The organism is Thalassovita autumnalis, assembly GCF_001458255.1.
Classification (GTDB): Bacteria; Pseudomonadota; Alphaproteobacteria; order Rhodobacterales; family Rhodobacteraceae; genus Thalassobius; species Thalassobius autumnalis.
Genome location: NZ_CYSB01000040.1, coordinates 323,605 through 344,335 on the forward strand (window position 1 = coordinate 323,605; position 20,731 = coordinate 344,335).

Genomic DNA, 20,731 nt, shown 5'->3' on the forward strand with positions numbered 1-20,731 from the left:
TGACCGCTTCTACGATGGCGGAGGGGCAATGCCCCTCCACAATGACCGGGATCAGATCCGCTCCTGCGTGTATTTGCGCAGTTCCGTCCGCGCAATCTGACGCCGGTGCACCGCATCGGGGCCGTCAGCCAGACGCAGGGTACGCACATGGGTCCATTTTGACGCCAGCGGCGTGTCCTGTGAAATCCCCATCGCGCCAAACATCTGCGCCGCCTCATCAATCACCTTCAGCGCCATCCGGGGCGCAACAGTCTTGATCATGGAAATCCACGGCGCTGCCGCACGGGCGTCCCCCTGATCCATGAACCACGCCGCCTTGAGGCACAGCAGACGCGCCTGCTCAATCTCCATCCGGGCCTCAGCGATGATGTCATAGTTCGCACCCAGGCTGGCCAGCGGCTTGCCAAAGGCCTCCCGCTCCAGCGCGCGTTTACACATCAGGGTCAGCGCAGATTCTGCCTGACCAATGGCCCGCATGCAGTGATGGATCCGTCCCGGGCCAAGCCGCCCCTGACTGATCTCAAACCCGCGTCCTTCGCCCAGCAGCATGTTTTCCGCAGGCACCCGCACATCGGTGAACCGGATGTGCATATGCCCATGCGGCGCATCATCCGCGCCGTAGACATGCATCGGGCGCAAGACCTCAATCCCCGGCGTCGCCGCATCCACCACAATCATCGAATGGCGCTGATGTTTCGCAGTGTCCTCGCCACCGGTTTTCACCATAACGATATAGACCTTACAGCGCGGATCCCCCGCGCCCGAGGCCCACCACTTTTCGCCGTTGAGCACATAATCGTCGCCATCACGCACACAGGACATCGACACATTGGTCGCATCCGAGGAGGCAACATCGGGTTCCGTCATCAGATAGGCCGACCGGATTTGCCCCTGCAGCAGCGGTTCCAGCCACCGGGCCTTCATCGCATCGGTTCCGTATTTGTGGAACACTTCCATGTTGCCAGTGTCGGGGGCTGAGCAGTTGAAAACCTCCGCCGCCAGACCAACACGGCCCATTTCCTCGGCGAAATAGGCATATTCCACGGTCGAAAGACCCAAGCCGCGGTCGCCATCGGTCAGCCAGAAATTCCACAGTCCTGCCGCTTTGGCCTTGGCTTTCAGCCCTTCCAGGATCTCAGCCTGCCGGTCCGTGTATTGCCAACGATCGCCCTTGGCGACCTCACCCTCATATTCATCCTGCAGCGGTGCAATCTCGGTGTCGATCATCGCGATCACCCGATCCAGCAGCTTGCGGTTTTCTGCACGAATACCAAAATCCATGGTCATCCTCCTCCACTTGGGGCGACTAGACCACCGGATTGCCCTCAGGGAAAGGGCTGGGTTGTGTGACGTTGGGGCGGAATGCAACCTGCACGCCGCCCCGATGTCCTGATCTTAGCCGTTTTGGCCCGCCAGCAGGTTGGCATTGCCGCCCGCCGCAGTGGTGTCAACACATAGGTGACGTTCATGCAGCACGTGGCCCGCGTCAGGGGCATCGGTGACCAATGCCACCAGTGGCCCATCCCGGTCCGCCAGCGCCGCAGCATAGCCGCGCGCCAGTCCCAAATCGCCCCACCAGATCACGGCGGCCAGATCGCGCAGGCTGCGCATCGCGCCAGGATCAACCACGCCGGGCTGCTCCACCGCGACGCCCCCCAGACCGCGCACCAGCGCCGCCTGTTCCGCCGCCAGCTTCACCCCTGGTCCCAGACACAGCACCGGACCGCGTGCATAGGCGCTGAGGCGGTTCATCTCCCCGGTCGGTCCGGGCATGTCGCGTTGCATCACCGGTGCGCTTGGCACCTCGGCGCTGCTCAGCTGACGCTGCACCTGCTCGCTGGCCACCGGGTTGGTCGCCTGCGCGCCCTCAGGCGAAACCGCCGCGCGGGTGAACCGTGGCAGGTAGTTCGGCCCGCCCGCCTTGGGACCTGTGCCCGACAGACCTTCGCCACCAAACGGCTGGCTGCCGACAATGGCGCCGATCTGGTTGCGGTTCACATAGAGGTTGCCGACATGCACCGCATCGGCCACCTCCTGCACCCGGGTGTCGATACGGGTGTGCAGACCAAAGGTCAGACCGTAGCCCGTCGCGTTCACCGCCGCGATCACATCGTTGATCTCCCCCGCTTTGAAAGTGGCGATATGCAGCACAGGGCCAAAGACCTCTTTGCCCAGATCCGCAATGCCGCCCACCTTGATCAGCGACGGCGCCACAAAGTGCCCCTCGGCTGGCGCATCCAGCTGATGCAGCAGGCGACCTTCTGCCTTGGCCGTCGCGATATGGGCGTTGATCTCGGCCTGAGCCGCTGCATTGATCACCGGGCCGATGTCAGTTTCCAGATCCCAAGGGTTGCCCACCCGCTGTTCGTTCATTGCGCCGATCAGCATCTCACGCAGGGCCGGTTCAATGTCTTCCTGAACATAAAGGCACCGCAGGGCCGAACAACGCTGACCCGCCGACTGGAAGCTGGAGGCCACGATATCCCGCACCGCCTGTTCCGGCAGGGCGGTGGAATCCACGATCATGGCGTTCAGACCACCGGTTTCCGCAATCAGCGGCGCGCCCGGGGCCATCGATCCGGCCATGGCCGCCTGAATACGTTTTGCCGTTGCGGTGGATCCGGTGAAGGCCACGCCAGAAATCCGCGGGTCAGAGGTCAGCGCCTTGCCCACCACAGATCCTGGTCCCGGCAGCAATTGCAGCGCGGTTTTCGGCACGCCGGCTTCATGCAGCAATTGCACCGCGCGGGTGGCAATCAACGGGGTTGTTTCAGCAGGTTTGGCCAGCACCGCATTGCCCGCCGCCAGCGCCGCCGCAATCTGGCCGGAGAAAATGGCCAAGGGGAAGTTCCACGGACTGATACAGGTGAAGATCCCGCGCGCCGGATTGCGCAGGCTGCCAGCCTCCAACGCATAGTAGCGCAGGAAATCCACCGCCTCGCGCAGTTCCCCCACCGCATCCATCAGCGTTTTGCCAGCCTCACGCGCCAAGAGCTGGAACAGCTCACCATAGTGCTCCTCATAAAGATCCGCCGCCCGGTTCAGCACTGCCGCACGCTCCGCCATAGGCGCATTCCAGGGCGTTGCTGCCTCAAGGGCGGTGGCCACGTCTTTTTCAGACGACAGGGTGATCTGGCCGATCTCCTCCCCAGTGGCCGGGTTGATGCTAGGCTCAACAGCCCCGCCCTCCACGGCCCCCGCGATCTGCGGCCCTGCCGCGGTGAGCGCCTGACCGCCGCGCGCAACCTCAATCTGGCGCAGCTCATTCACATCAAACAGATCGAACCCTTTGGCGTTTTTGCGATCCGCGCCAAACAGCTCAGGCCCGTATTTCAGATAACCCAGCTCCTGCGCCAGATCCGCATCGACTTGCGCAAAGGGACAGGCCGCCACTTCAGCTGGGCTGATATCCTCATCCACAATCTGGTTCACAAACGAGGAGTTGGCGCCATTTTCCAGCAGACGCCGCACCAGATAGGCCAGCAGATCACGATGCGCCCCAACCGGCGCGTAGATCCGGCAACCCGTCTTTTCATCAGACAAAACCAGATCATGCAGGCTCTCGCCCATGCCGTGCAGGCGCTGGAACTCATAGGCCTCATTCGGCAGCTCATTGGCCATTTCCAGCACTGCGGCCACGGTGTGGGCATTGTGGGTGGCGAACTGCGGATAGATTCGGTCTGTCATCTGCAACAGTTTGCGCGCATTGGTGACATAGCTGACATCAGTGGCGGATTTGCGGGTGAACACCGGGAAATCAGTCAGGCCTTCGACCTGCGCCAGTTTGACCTCCGTGTCCCAATAGGCGCCCTTCACCAGTCGGATCATGATGCGGCGCTCATGGCGCTGCGCCATGTCATAAAGCCCATCGATCACGTCACCTGCACGCCGCCCATAGGCCTGCACCACAACGCCGAACCCATCCCAGCCGGCCAGCTGCTCGTCGGCCAGGACCGCCTCAATCACCTTCAGCGGCAGGCCAAGACGGTCGGCCTCCTCCGCATCGATGTTAAAGCCCATGCCCGCCCGCGCCGCCTGCCGCGCCAGATCGCGCACCACCGGCACCAGTTCGGCCATCACACGTTCGGTTTTGGCCACCTCATAACGCGGGTGCAGCGCCGACAGTTTGACCGAGATACCGGGGTTCATCCGAATATCACCGCCCTTGCAGCGGTCGGTGATCGCGGTGATCGCATCGGCGTAGGCCTTGGCATAGCGGGCGGCATCTGCGGCGGTCATCGCCGCCTCGCCCAGCATATCGTAGGAATAGGAATAGCCCTTGGCCTCCATGCCTTTGGCGCGCTCCATCGCGGCCTGGATGTCCTGACCCAACACAAACTGGCGGCCCATTTCCCGCATGGCGCGGCCCACAGCGGTCCGGATCACCGGTTCGCCCAGACGTTTCGCGGCACCGCGCAGGGTGCCCGCCAGGCCTTGTGCGTCATCTTTCAGCACCCGCCCGGTCAGCAACAGACCCCAGGTGGAGGCGTTGACCAGCGGTGAGGCCGAGTTGCCAAGGTGTTTGGACCAATCCGACGGGGCGATCTTATCCTCGATCAGCGCATCGATAGTGTCGGCATCGGGCACCCGCAACAGCGCCTCGGCCAGACACATCAGCGCAATGCCTTCATCGGTCGACAGGCCATATTCGGCCAGAAACACCTCCATCAAGCCCGGTTTGGATTCGGTCCGGATCCGGCTGACCAATGTGCTGGCCCGTGCCACGATCCTGTCCCGCGTCGCTTGATCCAGCGCCGCCTGTTCTACAAGGGCGGCGACGGTTTCTACTTCGTTACGACGTTTGTTCTGATCCCAGCGGGGGTCCAGGTTGATCATGGCGGCGCCTCATTCAAAAGGGGTATTCACTTCTGACAGGATAGCGCATTTCAACGGTACTATTTGACCAATTCCTGCCCTATCATAGACGAACCGTCTTTTGATTCTGTATCAGGCAGCACAAATGAACCAAACCCTCCCGCCACCAGCAGAGCTGGACAGTTTTGACCGCAAGATCCTCGAAATCCTCTCGGTGGAGGCGCGGATTTCGATGACGGAATTGGCTGCGCGGGTTGGCCTTTCAAAGACGCCGGTGCTGGCGCGGGTCAAACGTCTGGAAAAGGATGGCATCATTACGGGCTACCGCGCCCAGCTGTCCGCCACACGCCTGGGGCTAGATCATGTCGCGTTTATTGAGCTCAAGCTCTCAGACACCCGGGAGGCCGCGCTGACCGCGTTTAATGAGGCAGTGCGCAAGCTGCCCGAGGTTGAGGAATGTCACATGATTGCGGGCGGTTTTGATTATCTGATCAAGGTGCGCACCCGCGACATTCGTGATTATCGCCGTGTGCTGGGCGATGGTATTTCCCGCCTGCCGCATGTGGCGTCCTCTTCGACCTATGTGGCGATGGAGGCCGTGAAAGACCGGGATGTCAGTGCGCTGGAGGGTTGAGGGATTACGGGTTGAGCGCTTACGGGCTGAGCGCCTCCAGTTGATGACGGGCTGCGTCAACTAGATCCGGCAGTTCACTGGCCTGCTGCGCCGCGGGCAGATCCTCGATCGCTTTCAACGCGCTCTGCAGATCCGCTTCCCCCAGCAACCCGGCCATGCCGGCGAGGTTATGTGCCTCCTGCACCGCCTCGGCGGACAAGGCCTCTGCCCCCTGCAAGGAGGTCAACAAAGCGCTGGCATCCTTACTGAATTTGCCGATGAGGGCAGCAAACTTATCCTGCCCCATCCGATCCACAAAATCGTCCCGTGTCTGGCGCCCCAGCTGGCTGTGATCGGTCTCGAACACCCGTCCCTCAGGCCCCCCAGCCCCCTCATCCGCCAAGGCAGACAGCGCCTTGTGCAATTGATCCAGGCTGACCGGTTTGGTGACGATGCCGGCGAACCCTGCCGCAAGGATGCGTTTGTGATCTTTGGCCGAGGCATGGGCGGTGACCGCCAAAGCAGGGCTTTCAACACCCGCCCGACGCATATGTGACAACGCCTCGATCCCGTCCATGCCGGGCATCGAAATATCCATCAGGATGATGTGCTGCCACTCGGTCTGCGCCGCCTCAATGCCTGTTGGACCATCCGGTGCGGTTTCCACCTCCTGTCCAAGTTCGGTCAGCATATCGGTCAGGATATCGCGGTTGATCTCATTGTCCTCAACCACCAGCACCTGCCGGGGTGGCAGGTCTTCCAGAACCTCAACCTCAGCCTCTGCAGCTTGCAGCGGTGCCTCAACCTGTGGCAGCGGCAAAGTGATCTGAAACAGGCTGCCTTCGCCCTCAATACTGTCGACCATGATTGACCCGCCCATCCGGGTGACCAGCCGTTTGGTGATCGCCAGACCCAACCCGGTGCCGCCACTTTCACGGCCAAAACTGGGGTCAACGGTCACAAACTCATCAAAGATGCTGTCGATCTTATCTTCGGGAATACCGCTGCCGGTGTCGCTGACGCGGATTTCAACGGTCGCGCCATCTTGCAGGCGCTCAATCTCCACAAGGATTTCACCATCCTGGGTGAACTTGACCGCATTGCCCACCAGATTGACCAAACAGCGGTTCAGCGCCGCTGGATCACCCAGCACGTGGGTCAAACCGTCGGTCAGGTATTGCGCCCGCAGCGCGGTGCCCCTGGCTTTGGCCGGGGCTGATTGCGCGGTCATCAAACCCTCCACCAATTCGGGCAGATCAAAGGGTACGTTTGCCGCCGCTTCCTGCACGCCCTCAAAGCGGGAGAGATCCAGCACATCATTCACATGGCTCAGCAGCAGATCGCCCGACAGTTTCGCCGCCCGCAGGCTACGCAGCTGGCGTTCGCTCAGCGGATCGCGCTTGAGCAACTCCAATGAGCCCAAAATACCGTTGAGCGGCGTGCGCATTTCATGGCTCATCACGGTCAGCAGGTCGGATTTCGCCTTCTCACCCGCGCGGGCCTCATCCCGGGCGCGTTCCAGATCAGCCTCAGCCTGCACCTGATGGGTGATATCGCGCAGAAAACTGACAAAGACAGTGTGACGGCCCAGCTCGGCGGCGGTGATCGACAATTCCACCGGGAAGATCTCACCAGATTTTCGCATCGCTTCCAGCCGTAACCGGCCGGCATCAATCACCTTTTTCTCACCGGTCGCCAAAAAGCGCCTCATCCCCTCAACATGTGCACCGCGCAGATGTTGTGGAATAATCTTCTGCGCCATGTTTTTGCCCAGCACCTCCTTGCGGCTGTAGCCAAACACGGTTTCCGCCGCGCCGTTAAACTCAAGGATCCGCCCCTTGCGGTTGACCACCAGAATCGCGTCGAGCGAGGAGGCCACCATCGTTTCCAAACTGGCCCGCACCTCTTCGTTTTCCGCCGCCACACGCCGACCCTGGCGCAACAGACGCAGCAACTTCAGCGCCAAGGACATCAGGACAGCGATCAACAGCAGCGAGGACAGCGCCAATCGGGTCAGCGTCTGCGACAGGGCTGCACGCGCTTCGTCTGAAGTTTGGGCAAATTGCGCCACACCATTCAGCAAAAGCGCGCGAACCGGTTTTTTCTGGGCTGCTGTCAGCTGCCCCAGTTCCGCCAAATGGGTACGGAACTCTGCGTCAGGCGTATCCACCAAGACGGCACCGGATTGCAGGTAGTCACGCAACCCTTTCAGGATCGCGGCATTTTCTGCACCCTGCCACAAAGGTTGATAGAGGTGCCCATGTTCATAGGTGGCGATGCGGCTGTAGAAAATATCAAAACGTGTGCGCAGACTGGCTGCGGCATCTGCGGGTGTTGTCTCCTCTGCCTCCACCTGCTGCGCGGTGGTTGAGATTTGCGCATCCAACCGCAGCAACTCCACCTCAAGCTGCGCGATGTTCCATTGCAGGTTATCGGTTGAGGCCGTCGACAGATCGCGCAGGCGGCCATAGACCTCCGCCATCAAAATCCCCGTCAGGACAAACATCGCAACCAGCAATGCGGCAAACATCAGCTTAACCTGTTTCAAGGGGAAAAGAGGCTTCTTTGACAAGGTGTTACTGACTTTCGCGTTGTCGATATCCAAAGGTCTTGCAGCAAAAGGTGCCCGGCAAAACAGGGCACCCTTCAGCGGTTTCAAAACACGCAACCTGACCCGTTACAGCGCAGCTTCAATACGATGCAGCTGCCAGATGCTGCGTGCGTAGTATTTTTCTGCCTGATAGTCGGGATTGCTGTCAAAAGGATAAATAACCCAGAGTGGTCCTTTGTCGCGCACCGACATCGGTTCACCGTTCATCCGATCCGCAATAATGGGACCGCCCTCCACCGCGTCTGACAGGGGAATGGTCACCGCATAATCATTCAGTGCTACGAAGCTCAACTCTTCTGCCGTTAGCCCCAGTTCGGCAACGAGCGTGGCCAGGGACACGCCCTCAAATTCCACCAGACCTTCGGTCCAGATGGTTCGGGTGCGCACCACCTCCCGCGGGAGCTGATCCAGATCCGCGCGTTCCAGCGCGATCGAACGATCCGAGCCGGTGGATTTTACGGTCAAAATTGGCTCAGCCAAAGCAGGCAAGCTGGTCGTGGCGAGTGTGAAAACAAGAGTGGCGGCCACAGCGATGGGGCGGAAGACAGTTGTGAAAAACATTTGGGGACCTCTTAGCGCTGCCCCCTTACTGTGACGCTTTTGAATTCGTCTGTGTCTGTGCAGTGGGATAGGCAACTAACCTTTGGGATAGTTTGCCTCAACCATCGCCAAATCGGCTGACCTCTTGCCCGGCTGGCGGGAATTCGCGCTCGCCTCAAGGTCAGGGAAGGAAATTTGTTCAAACCATGCTATTGTTCTCCCGTGGGATGAGTGCGGCATGGTTCTTGCTAGTATCGGTTTTTACACCGGCGATTTACGATGAGAGGGTTACAACATGCGTATTTTGATTGCCGACGATCACGAAATGGTGCGCGACACGCTGACTGTGTTTTTGAATTCCGAAGGCCGTATTCAGGTTCTGCCTGCGGCCTCGCTGAAGGAAGCGATACAGGTCATCGAAGCCAAAGGTCCCTTTGACCTGGTCCTGTTGGACTACAAAATGCCTGGCATGAACGGGCTGCAAGGCCTGAAACAGGCGATTGCCGATTATCCCAACCAACCTTTTGCCATCCTCAGCGGCACCGCGCCCAATTCGGTTGCGCAAGAGGCTGTTGATGCCGGGGCACTGGGTTTCCTGCCGAAAACCATGGGGGCCAAAAGCATGGTCAACGCCATCCGTTTCATGGCCCTTGGTGAGACGTATATCCCTGCAGATGTGATGCAGGCGGCGAATTCCGCCGAAGATCCTTTCGACAACCAGTTGAGCCAGCGCGAAACCGAAGTGCTGAGCGGCCTTTGCGCGGGCCATTCCAACAAGGAAATTGCCCGCGATCTGGGTCTTCAGGAGGTGACGATCAAACTGCATGTGCGCACTCTCTGCAAGAAACTGGATGCCCGGAACAGAACGCATGCGGCGGTGATTGCCAAAGAAGCAGGGTTTGCCTGACATCCACCGCCGCATCCCTCCCCTTCCTCAGAAAACCAGACTGTCATAAAGGGCATCGGATTGGGTCAGCAGATCCAGACCGGTGCCCGTCAGCTCAACGGTGCAGGCCCCAAGGTCCATGCTGATCGTCCCATCCAGCGCCTGGGTGACCGCGCCTGCGAACCAGGTTTCACTGTCGCCAAGGCTGACCTGACGCAGGTCCAGATAGTCCCCTTCATCGATGTCATAATCGCGGATCTCAACGGTGGAGTTGTCCAGATCCCGATCGCGGAAGATGAACCGGTCCGCACCGTCACCGCCATAGGCGATGTCATCCCCGGCCCCCAGGAACAGGCTGTCGCGTCCGGCACCACCGTCAAGCACATCATCCCCAGATCCGGCCGCCAACGTGTCACGCCCTTCGCCGCCTGACAGGGTATCGTGCCCCGATCCACCATTCATTCGGTCGCGGCCCGCGCCTCCTGTCAGATCGTCATCCCCAGAGCCACCGTAAAGCGTGTCATTTCCGGAACCACCATCCAGCGCATCCGCACCTGATCCACCTGACAGGCTATCTGCGCCATCATCGCCGCGCAGGTCGTCACTGCCGCCGCTGCCTTCCAGCGTGTCGGCCCCTTCGCCGCCCATCAGCAGGTCATCATGGCTGCCGCCGCGCAGGACATCGTCACCGGCATCGCCGGAGAGCGTGTCAGCGCCCGAGTTTCCCAGCAACAGATCGTTGCCCTCCCCGCCGTTCAGCAGGTCATCCCCGGTGCGCCCGTCCAGCGTATCCGCCCCCGCGCCGCCCTCCAGCGTGTCACGGTCACTGCCGCCGTTCAGATCATCAGCGCCCTCACCGCCCATCAGGTGGTCAAAGCCGGTGCCGCCTTGCAACGTGTCGTCACCAGTGCCACCCAGCAGCGTGTCATGGCCGGCCGATCCCGCAATCAGATCGTCGCCAATCCCACCGCTGAGCCAATCGTCGTTTTCCGGCAAGAGGTTGCCTAGGTGATCATAGCGCGCACCCTCGGCGTCATAGGTTGAGGCCGGGCCGGTGGCCACCGCATCAAACCCGGCGCCGCCGTGCAAGCTGTCATTGCCCTCACCGCCCATCAGGCTGTCGCCAATGGCCCCGCCGGTCAGCAAGTCCTCCCCAATGCCGCCCTCCATGGTGTCAGCACCGCCGCCACCCTGCAGGTCATCATTGTAGCTCAACTCACCTTCGGCCGTGGCCACCAGCTGCAGATCGCGGATCAGCACTGTGGCCTCCAAATCCACCGCCACAAACGGACTTAGCGCATTGGGGTCTGCGGCACCGTCATTTGAGTAGGACCGCGGCGCATCTGTCACCAGAACCAGCGTGGCAGTTTGGGTGGCCTGATCAATCTCCACCCGGTAGATCCCGCCCGAAGCGCCAGTGGCATTGTTCATATCATGATCGCCTGAATTGCCGCCGACAAACAGCGTGCCATCAGTGTCATAGATCGCGGCACCAAAGGTAATCGCCGGGGTGCCGGTCAGCAGTTGATCGCCCACCTGAGTATGCGTCACAAGAATTGACGAAATCTGCGGCGTATCACCGGATACATCCACCGTGACCAGCGTTGCAGGTGCGCCCTCATACGACCCGCGGGCCACACCCGAAAAGCTCTGCGTGTTGGCATCAAAAGACAGGTCATAGACATTCAACCCAAAGAGCGCGTCGTTCAGGTCAATGCGTTCTTCAACCGGGTTACCATTGGCATCCAATGTGTCCACATCAATTTTGCTGAGGAAGTTCAGACGCGAATTAAAAATCCACAGGTTGCCCTGATCGTCAAAGTCACCGGTCCAGCTGCGGAACGGGCCCTCGCCGATACGGTAAACGTTGCCCTCGGCGTCAAACATCACCAGATCGTCGCGGCTGACCTGGTTGCCCAGCGCGTCCTGACCGGTACCAACAGCAACACCATAGATCAGGCTGTCCTCCTGGTTGAAGCCAATGGCATTGACGTTCACCGTGCCATCCGCGCCCACCTGCTGGTACGTTGAGGTTTCCGTGTCAAATACATGCAGCGTGCCGTTAAAGACCTGATAGAGGTTGGCCTGACCAGGCGCGAAGGCCGCCACTGTTATCTCCTGGCCACCAATGGTCACCTGCGTGTCGGTAGTGTAGACCGCGCCGCTGGTGTCAATCACCGGTCCGCTGCCACTGCCTTCCAGCGTGCGCAGTGTAATTTCGGAACTGCTGCCAGTCGCGGTGAAGGTAAAACTGTGATCGGCAAAGGCACCGCTCTGGCTGTCATAGCTGGCGACGACGACACCATCGACCAGCACCTCAACCCCGGCATCCACATGCCCGCCGGCAAAGTTCGCAGCCAGCGACAGCGACAGCTCATAAACACCCTGCGCTTCGGTGCTGACGGTCTGACTCATCTCCTGATGGCCGCTGGGCAGGGTTGTCACCTGCCAGGCGCCAAGGCTCGCATAGTCCGAAAAACTAAGGGAGGCACCGGCATCCCCCAAAAGGTTTGCCTCAGCATAATCGCCATAAATTAGGTCGTTGCCACTATCACCGGCAAGGGTGTCATCGCCTGACAGGCCCACCATTGTGTCCTGCCCTGCCCCAGCGTTCAGATCATCTGACAGGCCGGTGCCCTGGATCAACTGGTCCAGTAGATTAGACATAAAAACTCTCCTTTGTGACGGGTCCCCTTGGGGGAAAATCGGTTGGGGGAAGGTGGATGGCCGTCATGCGGCCATCAGAGGGGTGAAGCCCAAGCTTGAGCCGGCTCAGCGCCTCAGATCACCAGCCAATGCCTTCCAGCGGTGCGCGGGTTTCGCAGGGGCTGTTGTAAAGCCCCACCAGATCAATCACGGCCCGTGCATGGCTGCGGCGCATCTTGCTGCGATAGGCCTCAGAGGCATGGCAGACCACCAAGACCTCAGCGCCCTCAACAACCTCATCCAGATCGTCATTCAGCATCCCCGGCAGGTTCGCCGCCAGTTCTGCGCCGCCTTTGGAGCCGTGGCGTACGTAGGCGAGCTGACCCTCCAGCGGGGTGTCCTTGGTGATCGCCTCATCATGCACCTGCAGGGCAACACCTTCGGCATGCAGCGCGGCCATAACCTCCAGGATCGGGCTTTCGCGCAAGTCATCCGTGCCAGGCTTAAACGCCAGCCCAAGGATCCCAACCCGGCGGGCACCGGTGGTCCGCACCATACGCACCGCCTCTTCGATATGTTCACGGTTCGAGCGTTCCAGATTGCCGATCATGGGCAGGGTGACACCGGCCTCCTTGGCCATGTGCTGCACCGCACGCACCTCTTTTGGCAGGCAGGAGCCGCCGTAGGCAAAGCCCGGTTTCAAGTAATAGGCCGAAAGGTTCAGCTTGTGATCCTGAACGAAGATATCCATCACCTCGCGGCTATCAACGCCCGAGGGTTTACACAGGCGGCCAACCTCATTGGCAAAGCAGACCTTGGTCGCATGCCAGACATTATCGACGTATTTCACCATCTCAGCCGCCTCAATGCTGGTAAAGATCGGCTGCGCATCCACCGGCGCATAGATGTCGCGCAGGATTTCCGCGCTGCGCAGATCGGTGGTGCCGATCACGGTCTTGGGCGGATTGTGGAAATCAGCGATGGCCACACCTTCACGCAGGAACTCAGGGTTAAAACAGACACCAAAGTCACGCCCCGCCTTGCGGCCCGAAATTCGTTCAATGATCGGTGCCATCACCGACAGTGTGGTGCCCGGCGGGATGGAGCAGCGCATCACAAAGACGTGGAAGCTGCGTTTGCGGCGCAAACCCCGTGCCATGCCCTCGGCGGCGGCCTCAATGTAGCGATAGTCACAGCCACCATCCGCTGCTGTCGGGGTGCCAACCGAGACAAAGGTCACATCTGTATCCCAAACCGCGCGTTCCAGATCATCGGTTGCCTCAATCAGCCCGTTGGCCACGCCCTCGGAGAGGGTTTCGCCCAGATCTTTTTCATGGATCGGGCTTTCGCCGGCCGCGATCTGTTCCACCTTGCGGGCATCGACATCAACACCAATGCAGCGGTGGCCCAGGCTGGACAGGCAGGCCATCGAAACAGCCCCAACATAACCCAGTCCCACCACGCTGATCGCGGGCTTCAGGACGGGGGTCTTTTGCGGATTTAGAACTGGGCGCAGCGCCGGGGCCAGATCGGGGTTCATTACCGGTTGCGGGGTGTCGACAACATCGGCGTTGCGCAGGTCAAGATCCAAAAGTTCCATAGCTACCCTCCTATGAGTTTCCTTGAGATTAGCCACAGAAAGGAGGGGGTGGTGACGCCAGAAAGGACAGAACAACAGACAGAGGTTCACCCAAACTAACCCTTTGTATATCAATAAAAATAGGGGAAAACCCAAACGCAAAAATGGGCCCGCAAGCTGCAGCATGCGGGCCCGACTGACGGGACACAGAGGGTCAGGATGCCACCGTCAGGCAACCTCTTCGTTTTGGTCACGCGCATAGATATCTTCATAGCGCGTGATGTCGTCTTCGCCGAGGTAACAACCCGATTGCACCTCAATCAGTGCCAGGGGCAATTTACCGGGATTTTCCAGCCGATGCACCGCGCCCAGCGGGATGTAGGTGCTTTCATTTTCGCTGACCAATTTGGTCTCTTCCCCGACGGTCACCAGCGCCGATCCCTCGACCACGACCCAATGTTCGGCACGGTGCACATGGCTTTGCAGCGAAAGTTTCTGACCGGGATGCACAACGATACGTTTGACCTGGAACCGTGCGCCCAGTGACAGGGTTTCATAAAATCCCCAGGGGCGGTGGCAGCGGGGGAATTCCTCGGCCTGCGGGGCAGACCGGGCGTTCAGCACCTCAATCGCTTTGCCCACGTCTTCGCTGCGGCTGGCATCGGCGACCAGCACCGCATCATCTGTTGCCACAGCCACGATCCCGTCCAGGCCAAGGCCGACGATGGCCATATCGCTGTTGGTGCTTTTCAGCAGGCTGTTGCGGCAGTCAATCGCACTGGCATCGCCAATCAACGCATTGCCACCGGGTTTCTTGACCTGATGGTCGCGCAAGGCTGACCAACTGCCCAGATCAGCCCAGCCACAATCCAGCGACACCACGGTGCAGCTTGGCAGCTTTTCCATGATCGCACGGTCAAAGGCGATGGCACGGCAGCGTTTGAACGCATCGCGGTTCAGCCGGTGGAAGCCAAGATCTTCCCCCCCAAGGCTGAGGCCCCCATGACAGGGTGGCAGCAGATCCGACGCATGGGTTTTGAACAACTCCAACGCCACATCAACCCGCAGCATGAAGATCCCCGCGTTCCAGAGCGAGTTGCCCCGGCCCAGCAGTTCCGTCGCGGCAGCCGCATCTGGTTTTTCAATGAATTCAGTGACCTTCTGCACCTTGGCATCACTGCCCCGGTCTACCTGCAGGTAGCCATAGGCGCTGCTGGGGTGGGTGGGAAACACACCAAAACACACAACCTCACCTTCAGCCGCGGCGTCACGTCCCAGATCTACAGCGGCGTGGAAACCTGCCTCATCCGAGATTACATGGTCGCTGGGGCTGATCAGCAGCACCGCTTCGGGCTGATCGCGATGGGCCAGCGCTGCGGTCAAAACGGCGGCTGCGGTGTTGCGCGCCACAGGTTCCACCAGATGCAGCACATTGCTGGCCCCGGCAGCGCCCATCTGATCCCGCGCAATGAAACGACAGTCTTCCGCGCTGATGACACAGGGGCGGTCAAAGCGGGGGTCGCTCAGGCGCTTCACGGTCTGTTGGAACAGCGTGTCACCGCCCAGAAGCGGAGCAAATTGTTTCGGCAACGCCTTACGCGAAGCAGGCCACATCCGGGTGCCGGTACCACCGGCCATAATCACAGGAATAATCATCATAACCCTCATTTGTTGCAGTCGTTGTTGCCAGACCAAGATGCCTGCAGACGGGAAATAAATGTGGGGGCGAAGGGTCAGTGGACTGTGCAAAAGGTTAGGCGTCAGGCTGATCGCATATCAGTGATGGCTTCAAAGCCCTGGCAACTGCATCAGATCGACATAGACCATGATGGCCGTCACAAAGAGGCAGACGGCCGTGCAGAGCTGAAACAGCGCAAACCCATTACGCAACCGATCCTTCAAGCTACGCGCCTCCCCCGCAGATTGATTGCCCCGGTTTGACCATTTCTGTTTGGAAAGATGAAAGATCATGTAGATCTTCACCGAGGCGTTAATCACCTGATTAAGGTAGAGGATAAATGGCCAGCTCATGTCCGCTTTGCGTGAATAGCCAAACAGGAACATCGACAGGGTCACCCGGGAAAAGACCACCCAGATCAAACAGTTCCAGACATAGCCCGGCGCGATGAAGTTGCCCAGGACCGCCATCACCGGACTGACCATCATGGTCCACATCGCAATGCGCTGATCCACAATGCACCACCAGATAAACAGCGGCATCCGGCGTGGGCCCAGCGCAATTGCCCGCGCCCCGTTGCGCAACATGTTGCCCGACCAGCGGCGGAAGTTCTGCACCATCCGCGACAGCCCGTTTTCCTTGATCACCTCAATTGTGTAGACGGTGGTATCCGGCACATAGGTCATCTTCACGCCATTGCTCAGCAGGCGATACCAGCTGGATTTGTCATCGCCAGACAGGAAGCGGAACCGCCCCCACAGCCAGTGATCGAGGTGGTCCGCCTCAATGTTGCGGATAAAGGCGCGGGTCAAAATATGGCGGGCGCGAAACACGCTCATCCGCCCGGTCAGGGTCAGCACCCGGCCCGCCAGCGCGTGGCTTTGCATGGCCAGCCGGCGCTGCGCAAACCGCATGTCCAGCCAGCGGGCGATCCAATCCGGACCGTAGCAGATCACCTCTTCATCGGTGGTCAGCGCCCCCAGTTCGGGATCGGCGGCGAACATCGGCAGGCATTTCTGCAGGACATCCCCGCCATAAAGCGCATCGCCATCCATGAAGATCACCAGATCGTCCGGGTCAACATCTTCGCGGCACATGGCCCGCAGAATCATGCCAATGGCCATACGTTTGCCCGGCTGGTTCTGCCGTAGGAACACCAGCTTGGCCAGATCATCGGGGATGTCCTGTGCATAGGTTTCGATAAAGTCGCGGATGATGTTTTCATCATAGGCGCTGCCGGTGCCGATATAGATCGTCGTCGGGATCTTTTCGCGACGCACCTGCCCCAGGATGGAGCCGATCACCCGTTTAGTGATCGACGGTTCCTCATAATAGGTGGTCATCTGGATATGCAGACGCTTGGGCCGCCAGCCCTCCTGCCACAGCGCATCGGCGCGGGCCCGCATGCCGGGCCAAACCAGTTTGCCCCAGTAGGCGGCGCGCACTGAATGGGTGAACCACCAGCCAAACCGCCAAATCCCCAGCCCGCCCAGGATCAGGGAAATATGCATCACATCGGGATCGAAATACCGGTTTGGCAGGTTGAACATCATCCATTGCAGCGCAAGCACAGTGATCAGCAGAATGCAGATGTGCGGCAACCGCCAGCGGCGCAGGTAACTGAGGCGCGGCGTTTCATAATCCCGCAGGCGCACCGCCAAATCTTTGTCAAAACCATATTCATCCTCAGGGCTGTACATCACGTGCCCCCGGAGGTTTGCGTTGCGCCATCATCACTGGACCACAGGCTGTCAACACGCGCCTGCATCCAACCGCGCAGCCCTGCAAACATCTGCCGATCCGCGCTGAGGTTCACCGGCGCCCCGACGCGCAGAGCGTCACGCAGCTGGGCATTGGTGAAGCCATCCAGCTGCACCGTGACCTCAATCCCATATTCACCGGGACGGTTCGGAATATCGCCAGCGCGCACATCGCTAACGCGGCCGGTGACCTCCTGACGCGTTCCCGCCGTGTTGACCCGCACCCAAGCGGGCATGCCGGGGTAGAGGTCTTCGGCATATTGTTCAGACACCCAGCCCACCACATGGCGTGGCGCATCATCTTCCATCTCAACCACGGGCTGGCCCGACAGGACATATTGACCAGGCTGGACCAGCACCGACTGAACCACACCCGCATGCGGCGCAATGATCTTGGCCGCTTGCAGGCGGGCCTTGTAGCCATCGCGGGTTGAGCGATGTTGGCGCAGCAGGGTGTTTTCCTCGGCCAGTCGTTGGCGCAGCATGCGGGCGGTGACCTCCAGCGGGTCACGACCGGTGGCCAGATAGGGCTCATCCCGACGCAGCTGCTTCCAGCGATCGACAAGCGCATCGTAACCGCGGGGGCCGATCTGCGCCTCATAGATCAGGCCAACCTCCAACAGACGCAGCGCCTCATCCTTGACCCGGGCCAGTTTTTCCAGACGTTTCAGCGCCTTTTCCAACCGTTTGATCGCGTCACTGGTGGCCGCATAGGACACCCGGCTGGCCTTCAGACGGGCCACAACTTCGGGGTCTTCAATCAGTGCCAGCACATCGCCGGCGGCCACAACCTGCCCGGCCTCAGCCTGCAGGGCGCTGACCACGCCGGGACGCAGGGCGCTCAAGGCGGCGACGGGGGCAACCACACGGCCGTGCTGAACATCGATCCGGTTGATGGCATTAAAGATATTGCTGCCAATGGTGATCATCACCCCGATGAACAGGCTGACATAAATCACCACATGCACCACACTGCGCAGCACCTGGGTGATCTTGCGGCGCTGTCCGATCTTGGCCTCTGCCTCCGCCTCGGTTTCTTCAACTGGGACCAGATCCACCGGGGTGTCGAGTGAGGTGATCACATCGCCTGAGGCGACCATTCGCCCCGACAACAACGCCCGGTAAAACAGCGCCAACACTTCGCGCTGACGCCCTGTCAGATCCTTGAAGAAGATTTCACGAGTGTCCGGGGCTGGTTCCAAGGTGACCGGAAACCGCACATCAACCCCTTGAAACGGCACGGCAAGGTAGCCCTCCTCGGGACGTTCTGGCGCGTCTTCGGGCCATTTCAGACCCTGCAGTGACCACTCCCGGATCACCACCGGAACGCCCTCGGGCGTTTCAAAATGCAGCGGTGCCCGGACCATATAGTCCAGATCCGCATGGGGAGATCGGTGTTCGACCCTCATCGAAACCTCCGGCAACGGGAAACCTAAGGAAACCCTAAGCCCTTCGCACCGAAATAAGTGCGTTCAGCAGGGCAGTCCGGCGCCCATCGGGTCAGCCGGACTAACCTATCGGTTAGGAGTGGGAGTGGCCGCAGGCCTAACCGTTTTGCGCGGCTTTCATCGCCTTCAGAACAGCGCCCAAGCGTTTGGTGGAGTTAAAGTTCTGCGTATAGGGAATTTCCCAAATCACCAGGTCATAGGCCTGATTGTCGAGGCCACCTGAATTCAGGAAACTCTGCATCGCGCGGTGCAGCCCGCCGCCCGAGATCGAATGGTTCACAACCGAGCGCCCAAAGGCAGACGCCATTGCATCCGCAACCCGGTAGTGATCGCGTTTGTAGCGGTCAGAAAAGCTGGTACCGACAAGGGCAATCTGCGGTCCCTTAGTGTCATCCAGCAGCCCCGCACCCGGCACATCCGCAAGGACGGCGATGTTTGATGTCTCTTTCGGAACCTTTTGGTCACAGCTTTTGCGCACCAGATCGGCAAGGGATCCGCGTTCTTCAATCTTGCCTTTCCAGCCAAGGATCGCAGGCCCCTCGGCCATACGCAGCTTTGGCGCCTCAGCGGCGACGGCCTGGGCCAGCGCTTCGGCGCTATGGGCCGCGCCAACGGTTGTCCAATGGGTGTCACGGCGGAAATAGAACCGGCGGCGCAGTTGCGGATCGCTTAGCGCCAACACGCTCAGATCCGGCACAATCGCCCCCATGCCCCGATATTCCGCCAGCATCGCCTGAAAACTGGCCTGCGTTGCGATTGCATCATAGTCGGCCGCTGCCGCCCCCATGGTTTTGCGCAGGATCCCCTGCCCAGCGACCACCGGACGTGGCGGCGTGATCAGGATCGCCAGTTTGACGCCTTTGGCCTCAAACCCCTGCACGATTTCCGCCATCATCGCCTTGGGTTTGTCCTTCAGCGCAAAGGACTGGCGCATCTGGTTGGCGGCGAAGATCCAGCCGGTGTCAGAGCTGGAATAGACCGGCGCAAGGCTGGCATATTTCTCAGGCAGGGCATCGGCGTCCAACAAGGCTTCGCAATAGGGTGCGGCGGCAAGGGCGGGTGCCAACACGCTGAGACAGGTTGCAAAAACACAGCGAGAAAGGGTTTTGGTGAAACGGGTCATATCAACCTCCTTGCAGCAAAATGTAACGTTCGGGGATTTCCCAAATGACGATATCGGGCGGGCTGCCGTGCAGCTCAGGTGAGGTCAGGTAATCCCGCATCGGGGCAAAGGGCCCCTTGCCGATCTGCGCCAGGTTCAGCACGTCCTGACCCAGCGCCGACTTGAGGAACCCTTCGAAATGAAAGTCTGCCTTGGCAGAATAGGAGGTGCCGATCAGCGCAACGGGCACCCGGGTGTCAGCGAAAAGCGCCATGGCGTCGGTGGCGTCCGCGGCCTTATCCAGCGTTTCATAGCGGGTGATCCGATCCAGCGGCAGGGCAACCCAATCAGCGAAGCGGCCCGTTTCAGCAAAGACCATCAGGTCGCCGCGAAACGGGTCCTGCCCGTTGGATTGCGTGACAAAAGCATCCTCCGCCGGTTTCGCGCCCAACTGCTGCGCCAGTGCCTCAGCAACGGCGCGGGCCGCCTCTGGCTGCCAATGGGTGTCCCCGCGCAGGAACCCATGCGCCTGCATCGCTGAGCGGGTATCCAACGCGGCAAACCCTTCGGCCCGCAGCAGGTCCAGCGCCGCCGCATAGCGGTTTTGCAACGCGGCTGAGCGGCGATAGGGCAAACGATCCGCATGCACCCGCGCCTTATCCGGCAGGATCACTGGCACCAGCTGCACGCCAAGCGCTGCCAGTTCCGCGCGGGCCTGCCGCAGCAGGGGCACCGGATCTTCGGCCAGGGCGGGGGTTTCAAACTCCTCCGCCGTGAAGATCCAACCGTCACGGCCCAGCACTGCGCCCTCCGCCACCTCCTTAAACAGGGCAAGGCGCAGGGCGGCATAGGCCTCCACACTCCAACCGCGCGAGGGCAAAGCATCTGCAAAGGTGCTTTCGTATTGGCGTTGATAGCTGCCCCCGGTCAGTCCGGTCAGCGCCTGTTCCGGCGCCGCGGCGCGGTGGCCCTGCCATCCGGCCAGCGCAACGGCCAGCCCCAGCAAGGAGGCGAAACACATGTTTTGTTGATGATCGCTTAGCATTTCAACGT

13 protein-coding genes are annotated in these 20,731 nt (G+C 60.4%); 2 read left to right on the plus strand and 11 right to left on the minus strand.

Translation table 11 applies throughout. The features are described 5' to 3' along the window. Window positions 1-51: 51 nt before the first annotated feature. Complete coding sequence (locus TL5118_RS18300; RefSeq protein ID WP_058244287.1) at window positions 52-1,287, minus strand: acyl-CoA dehydrogenase family protein; 1,236 nt, start codon at window positions 1,285-1,287, stop codon at window positions 52-54. 108 nt (window positions 1,288-1,395) lie between these two features. Next, a complete protein-coding gene (gene putA, locus TL5118_RS18305) occupies window positions 1,396-4,836 on the minus strand; it encodes a bifunctional proline dehydrogenase/L-glutamate gamma-semialdehyde dehydrogenase PutA (RefSeq protein ID WP_058244288.1) in 3,441 nt (1,146 codons plus the stop codon). A gap of 124 nt (window positions 4,837-4,960) precedes the next feature. Here putA and TL5118_RS18310 point away from each other — a divergent pair, with 124 nt between their 5' ends. Continuing rightward, entirely contained in the window at window positions 4,961-5,449 is a 489-nt protein-coding gene (locus tag TL5118_RS18310) for an Lrp/AsnC family transcriptional regulator (RefSeq protein ID WP_058244289.1), read from the plus strand. A 19-nt stretch (window positions 5,450-5,468) separates the two neighbouring features. Here TL5118_RS18310 and TL5118_RS18315 read toward each other — a convergent pair whose 3' ends face one another. After that, complete coding sequence (locus tag TL5118_RS18315; RefSeq protein WP_131727460.1) at window positions 5,469-7,958, minus strand: PAS domain-containing hybrid sensor histidine kinase/response regulator; 2,490 nt, start codon at window positions 7,956-7,958, stop codon at window positions 5,469-5,471. Between the two features lie 147 nt (window positions 7,959-8,105). Further along, entirely contained in the window at window positions 8,106-8,600 is a 495-nt protein-coding gene (locus TL5118_RS18320; RefSeq protein ID WP_058244292.1) for a putative pterin-binding protein, read from the minus strand. A gap of 274 nt (window positions 8,601-8,874) precedes the next feature. Here TL5118_RS18320 and TL5118_RS18325 point away from each other — a divergent pair, with 274 nt between their 5' ends. Then, on the plus strand, window positions 8,875-9,486 hold the full coding sequence (locus tag TL5118_RS18325) for a response regulator transcription factor (protein ID WP_058244293.1): 612 nt from the start codon (window positions 8,875-8,877) through the stop codon (window positions 9,484-9,486). Window positions 9,487-9,513: 27 nt separating this feature from the next. On the opposite strand, the gene TL5118_RS18330 is transcribed toward TL5118_RS18325, so the two are convergent. The 7 genes from TL5118_RS18330 to TL5118_RS18360 all read right to left on the minus strand — a co-directional run bounded on the left by TL5118_RS18330 (window position 9,514) and on the right by TL5118_RS18360 (window position 20,723). Continuing rightward, entirely contained in the window at window positions 9,514-12,132 is a 2,619-nt protein-coding gene (locus tag TL5118_RS18330; RefSeq protein ID WP_058244294.1) for a calcium-binding protein, read from the minus strand. A gap of 118 nt (window positions 12,133-12,250) precedes the next feature. After that, window positions 12,251-13,711: a nucleotide sugar dehydrogenase gene (locus TL5118_RS18335; RefSeq protein ID WP_242601813.1), complete on the minus strand. Its 1,461-nt coding sequence runs from the start codon at window positions 13,709-13,711 to the stop codon at window positions 12,251-12,253. Between the two features lie 207 nt (window positions 13,712-13,918). Then, window positions 13,919-15,346 carry a mannose-1-phosphate guanylyltransferase/mannose-6-phosphate isomerase gene (locus TL5118_RS18340; RefSeq protein WP_058244346.1) on the minus strand — a complete coding sequence of 476 codons (1,428 nt, stop codon included), beginning with the start codon at window positions 15,344-15,346 and terminating at the stop codon, window positions 13,919-13,921. A gap of 132 nt (window positions 15,347-15,478) precedes the next feature. Then, window positions 15,479-17,068, minus strand: coding sequence for a glycosyltransferase (locus TL5118_RS18345; protein ID WP_058244295.1), 1,590 nt, complete (start codon window positions 17,066-17,068; stop codon window positions 15,479-15,481). Next, window positions 17,068-18,537: an HlyD family secretion protein gene (locus TL5118_RS18350; protein WP_082626337.1), complete on the minus strand. Its 1,470-nt coding sequence runs from the start codon at window positions 18,535-18,537 to the stop codon at window positions 17,068-17,070. The genes TL5118_RS18345 and TL5118_RS18350 overlap by 1 nt, the downstream gene beginning before the upstream one ends. 136 nt (window positions 18,538-18,673) lie before the next feature. Continuing rightward, window positions 18,674-19,699, minus strand: coding sequence for an alginate O-acetyltransferase AlgX-related protein (locus tag TL5118_RS18355; RefSeq protein ID WP_058244297.1), 1,026 nt, complete (start codon window positions 19,697-19,699; stop codon window positions 18,674-18,676). Between the two features lies 1 nt (window position 19,700). After that, entirely contained in the window at window positions 19,701-20,723 is a 1,023-nt protein-coding gene (locus TL5118_RS18360; RefSeq protein ID WP_058244298.1) for an alginate O-acetyltransferase AlgX-related protein, read from the minus strand. Between the last annotated feature and the right edge of the window lie 8 nt (window positions 20,724-20,731).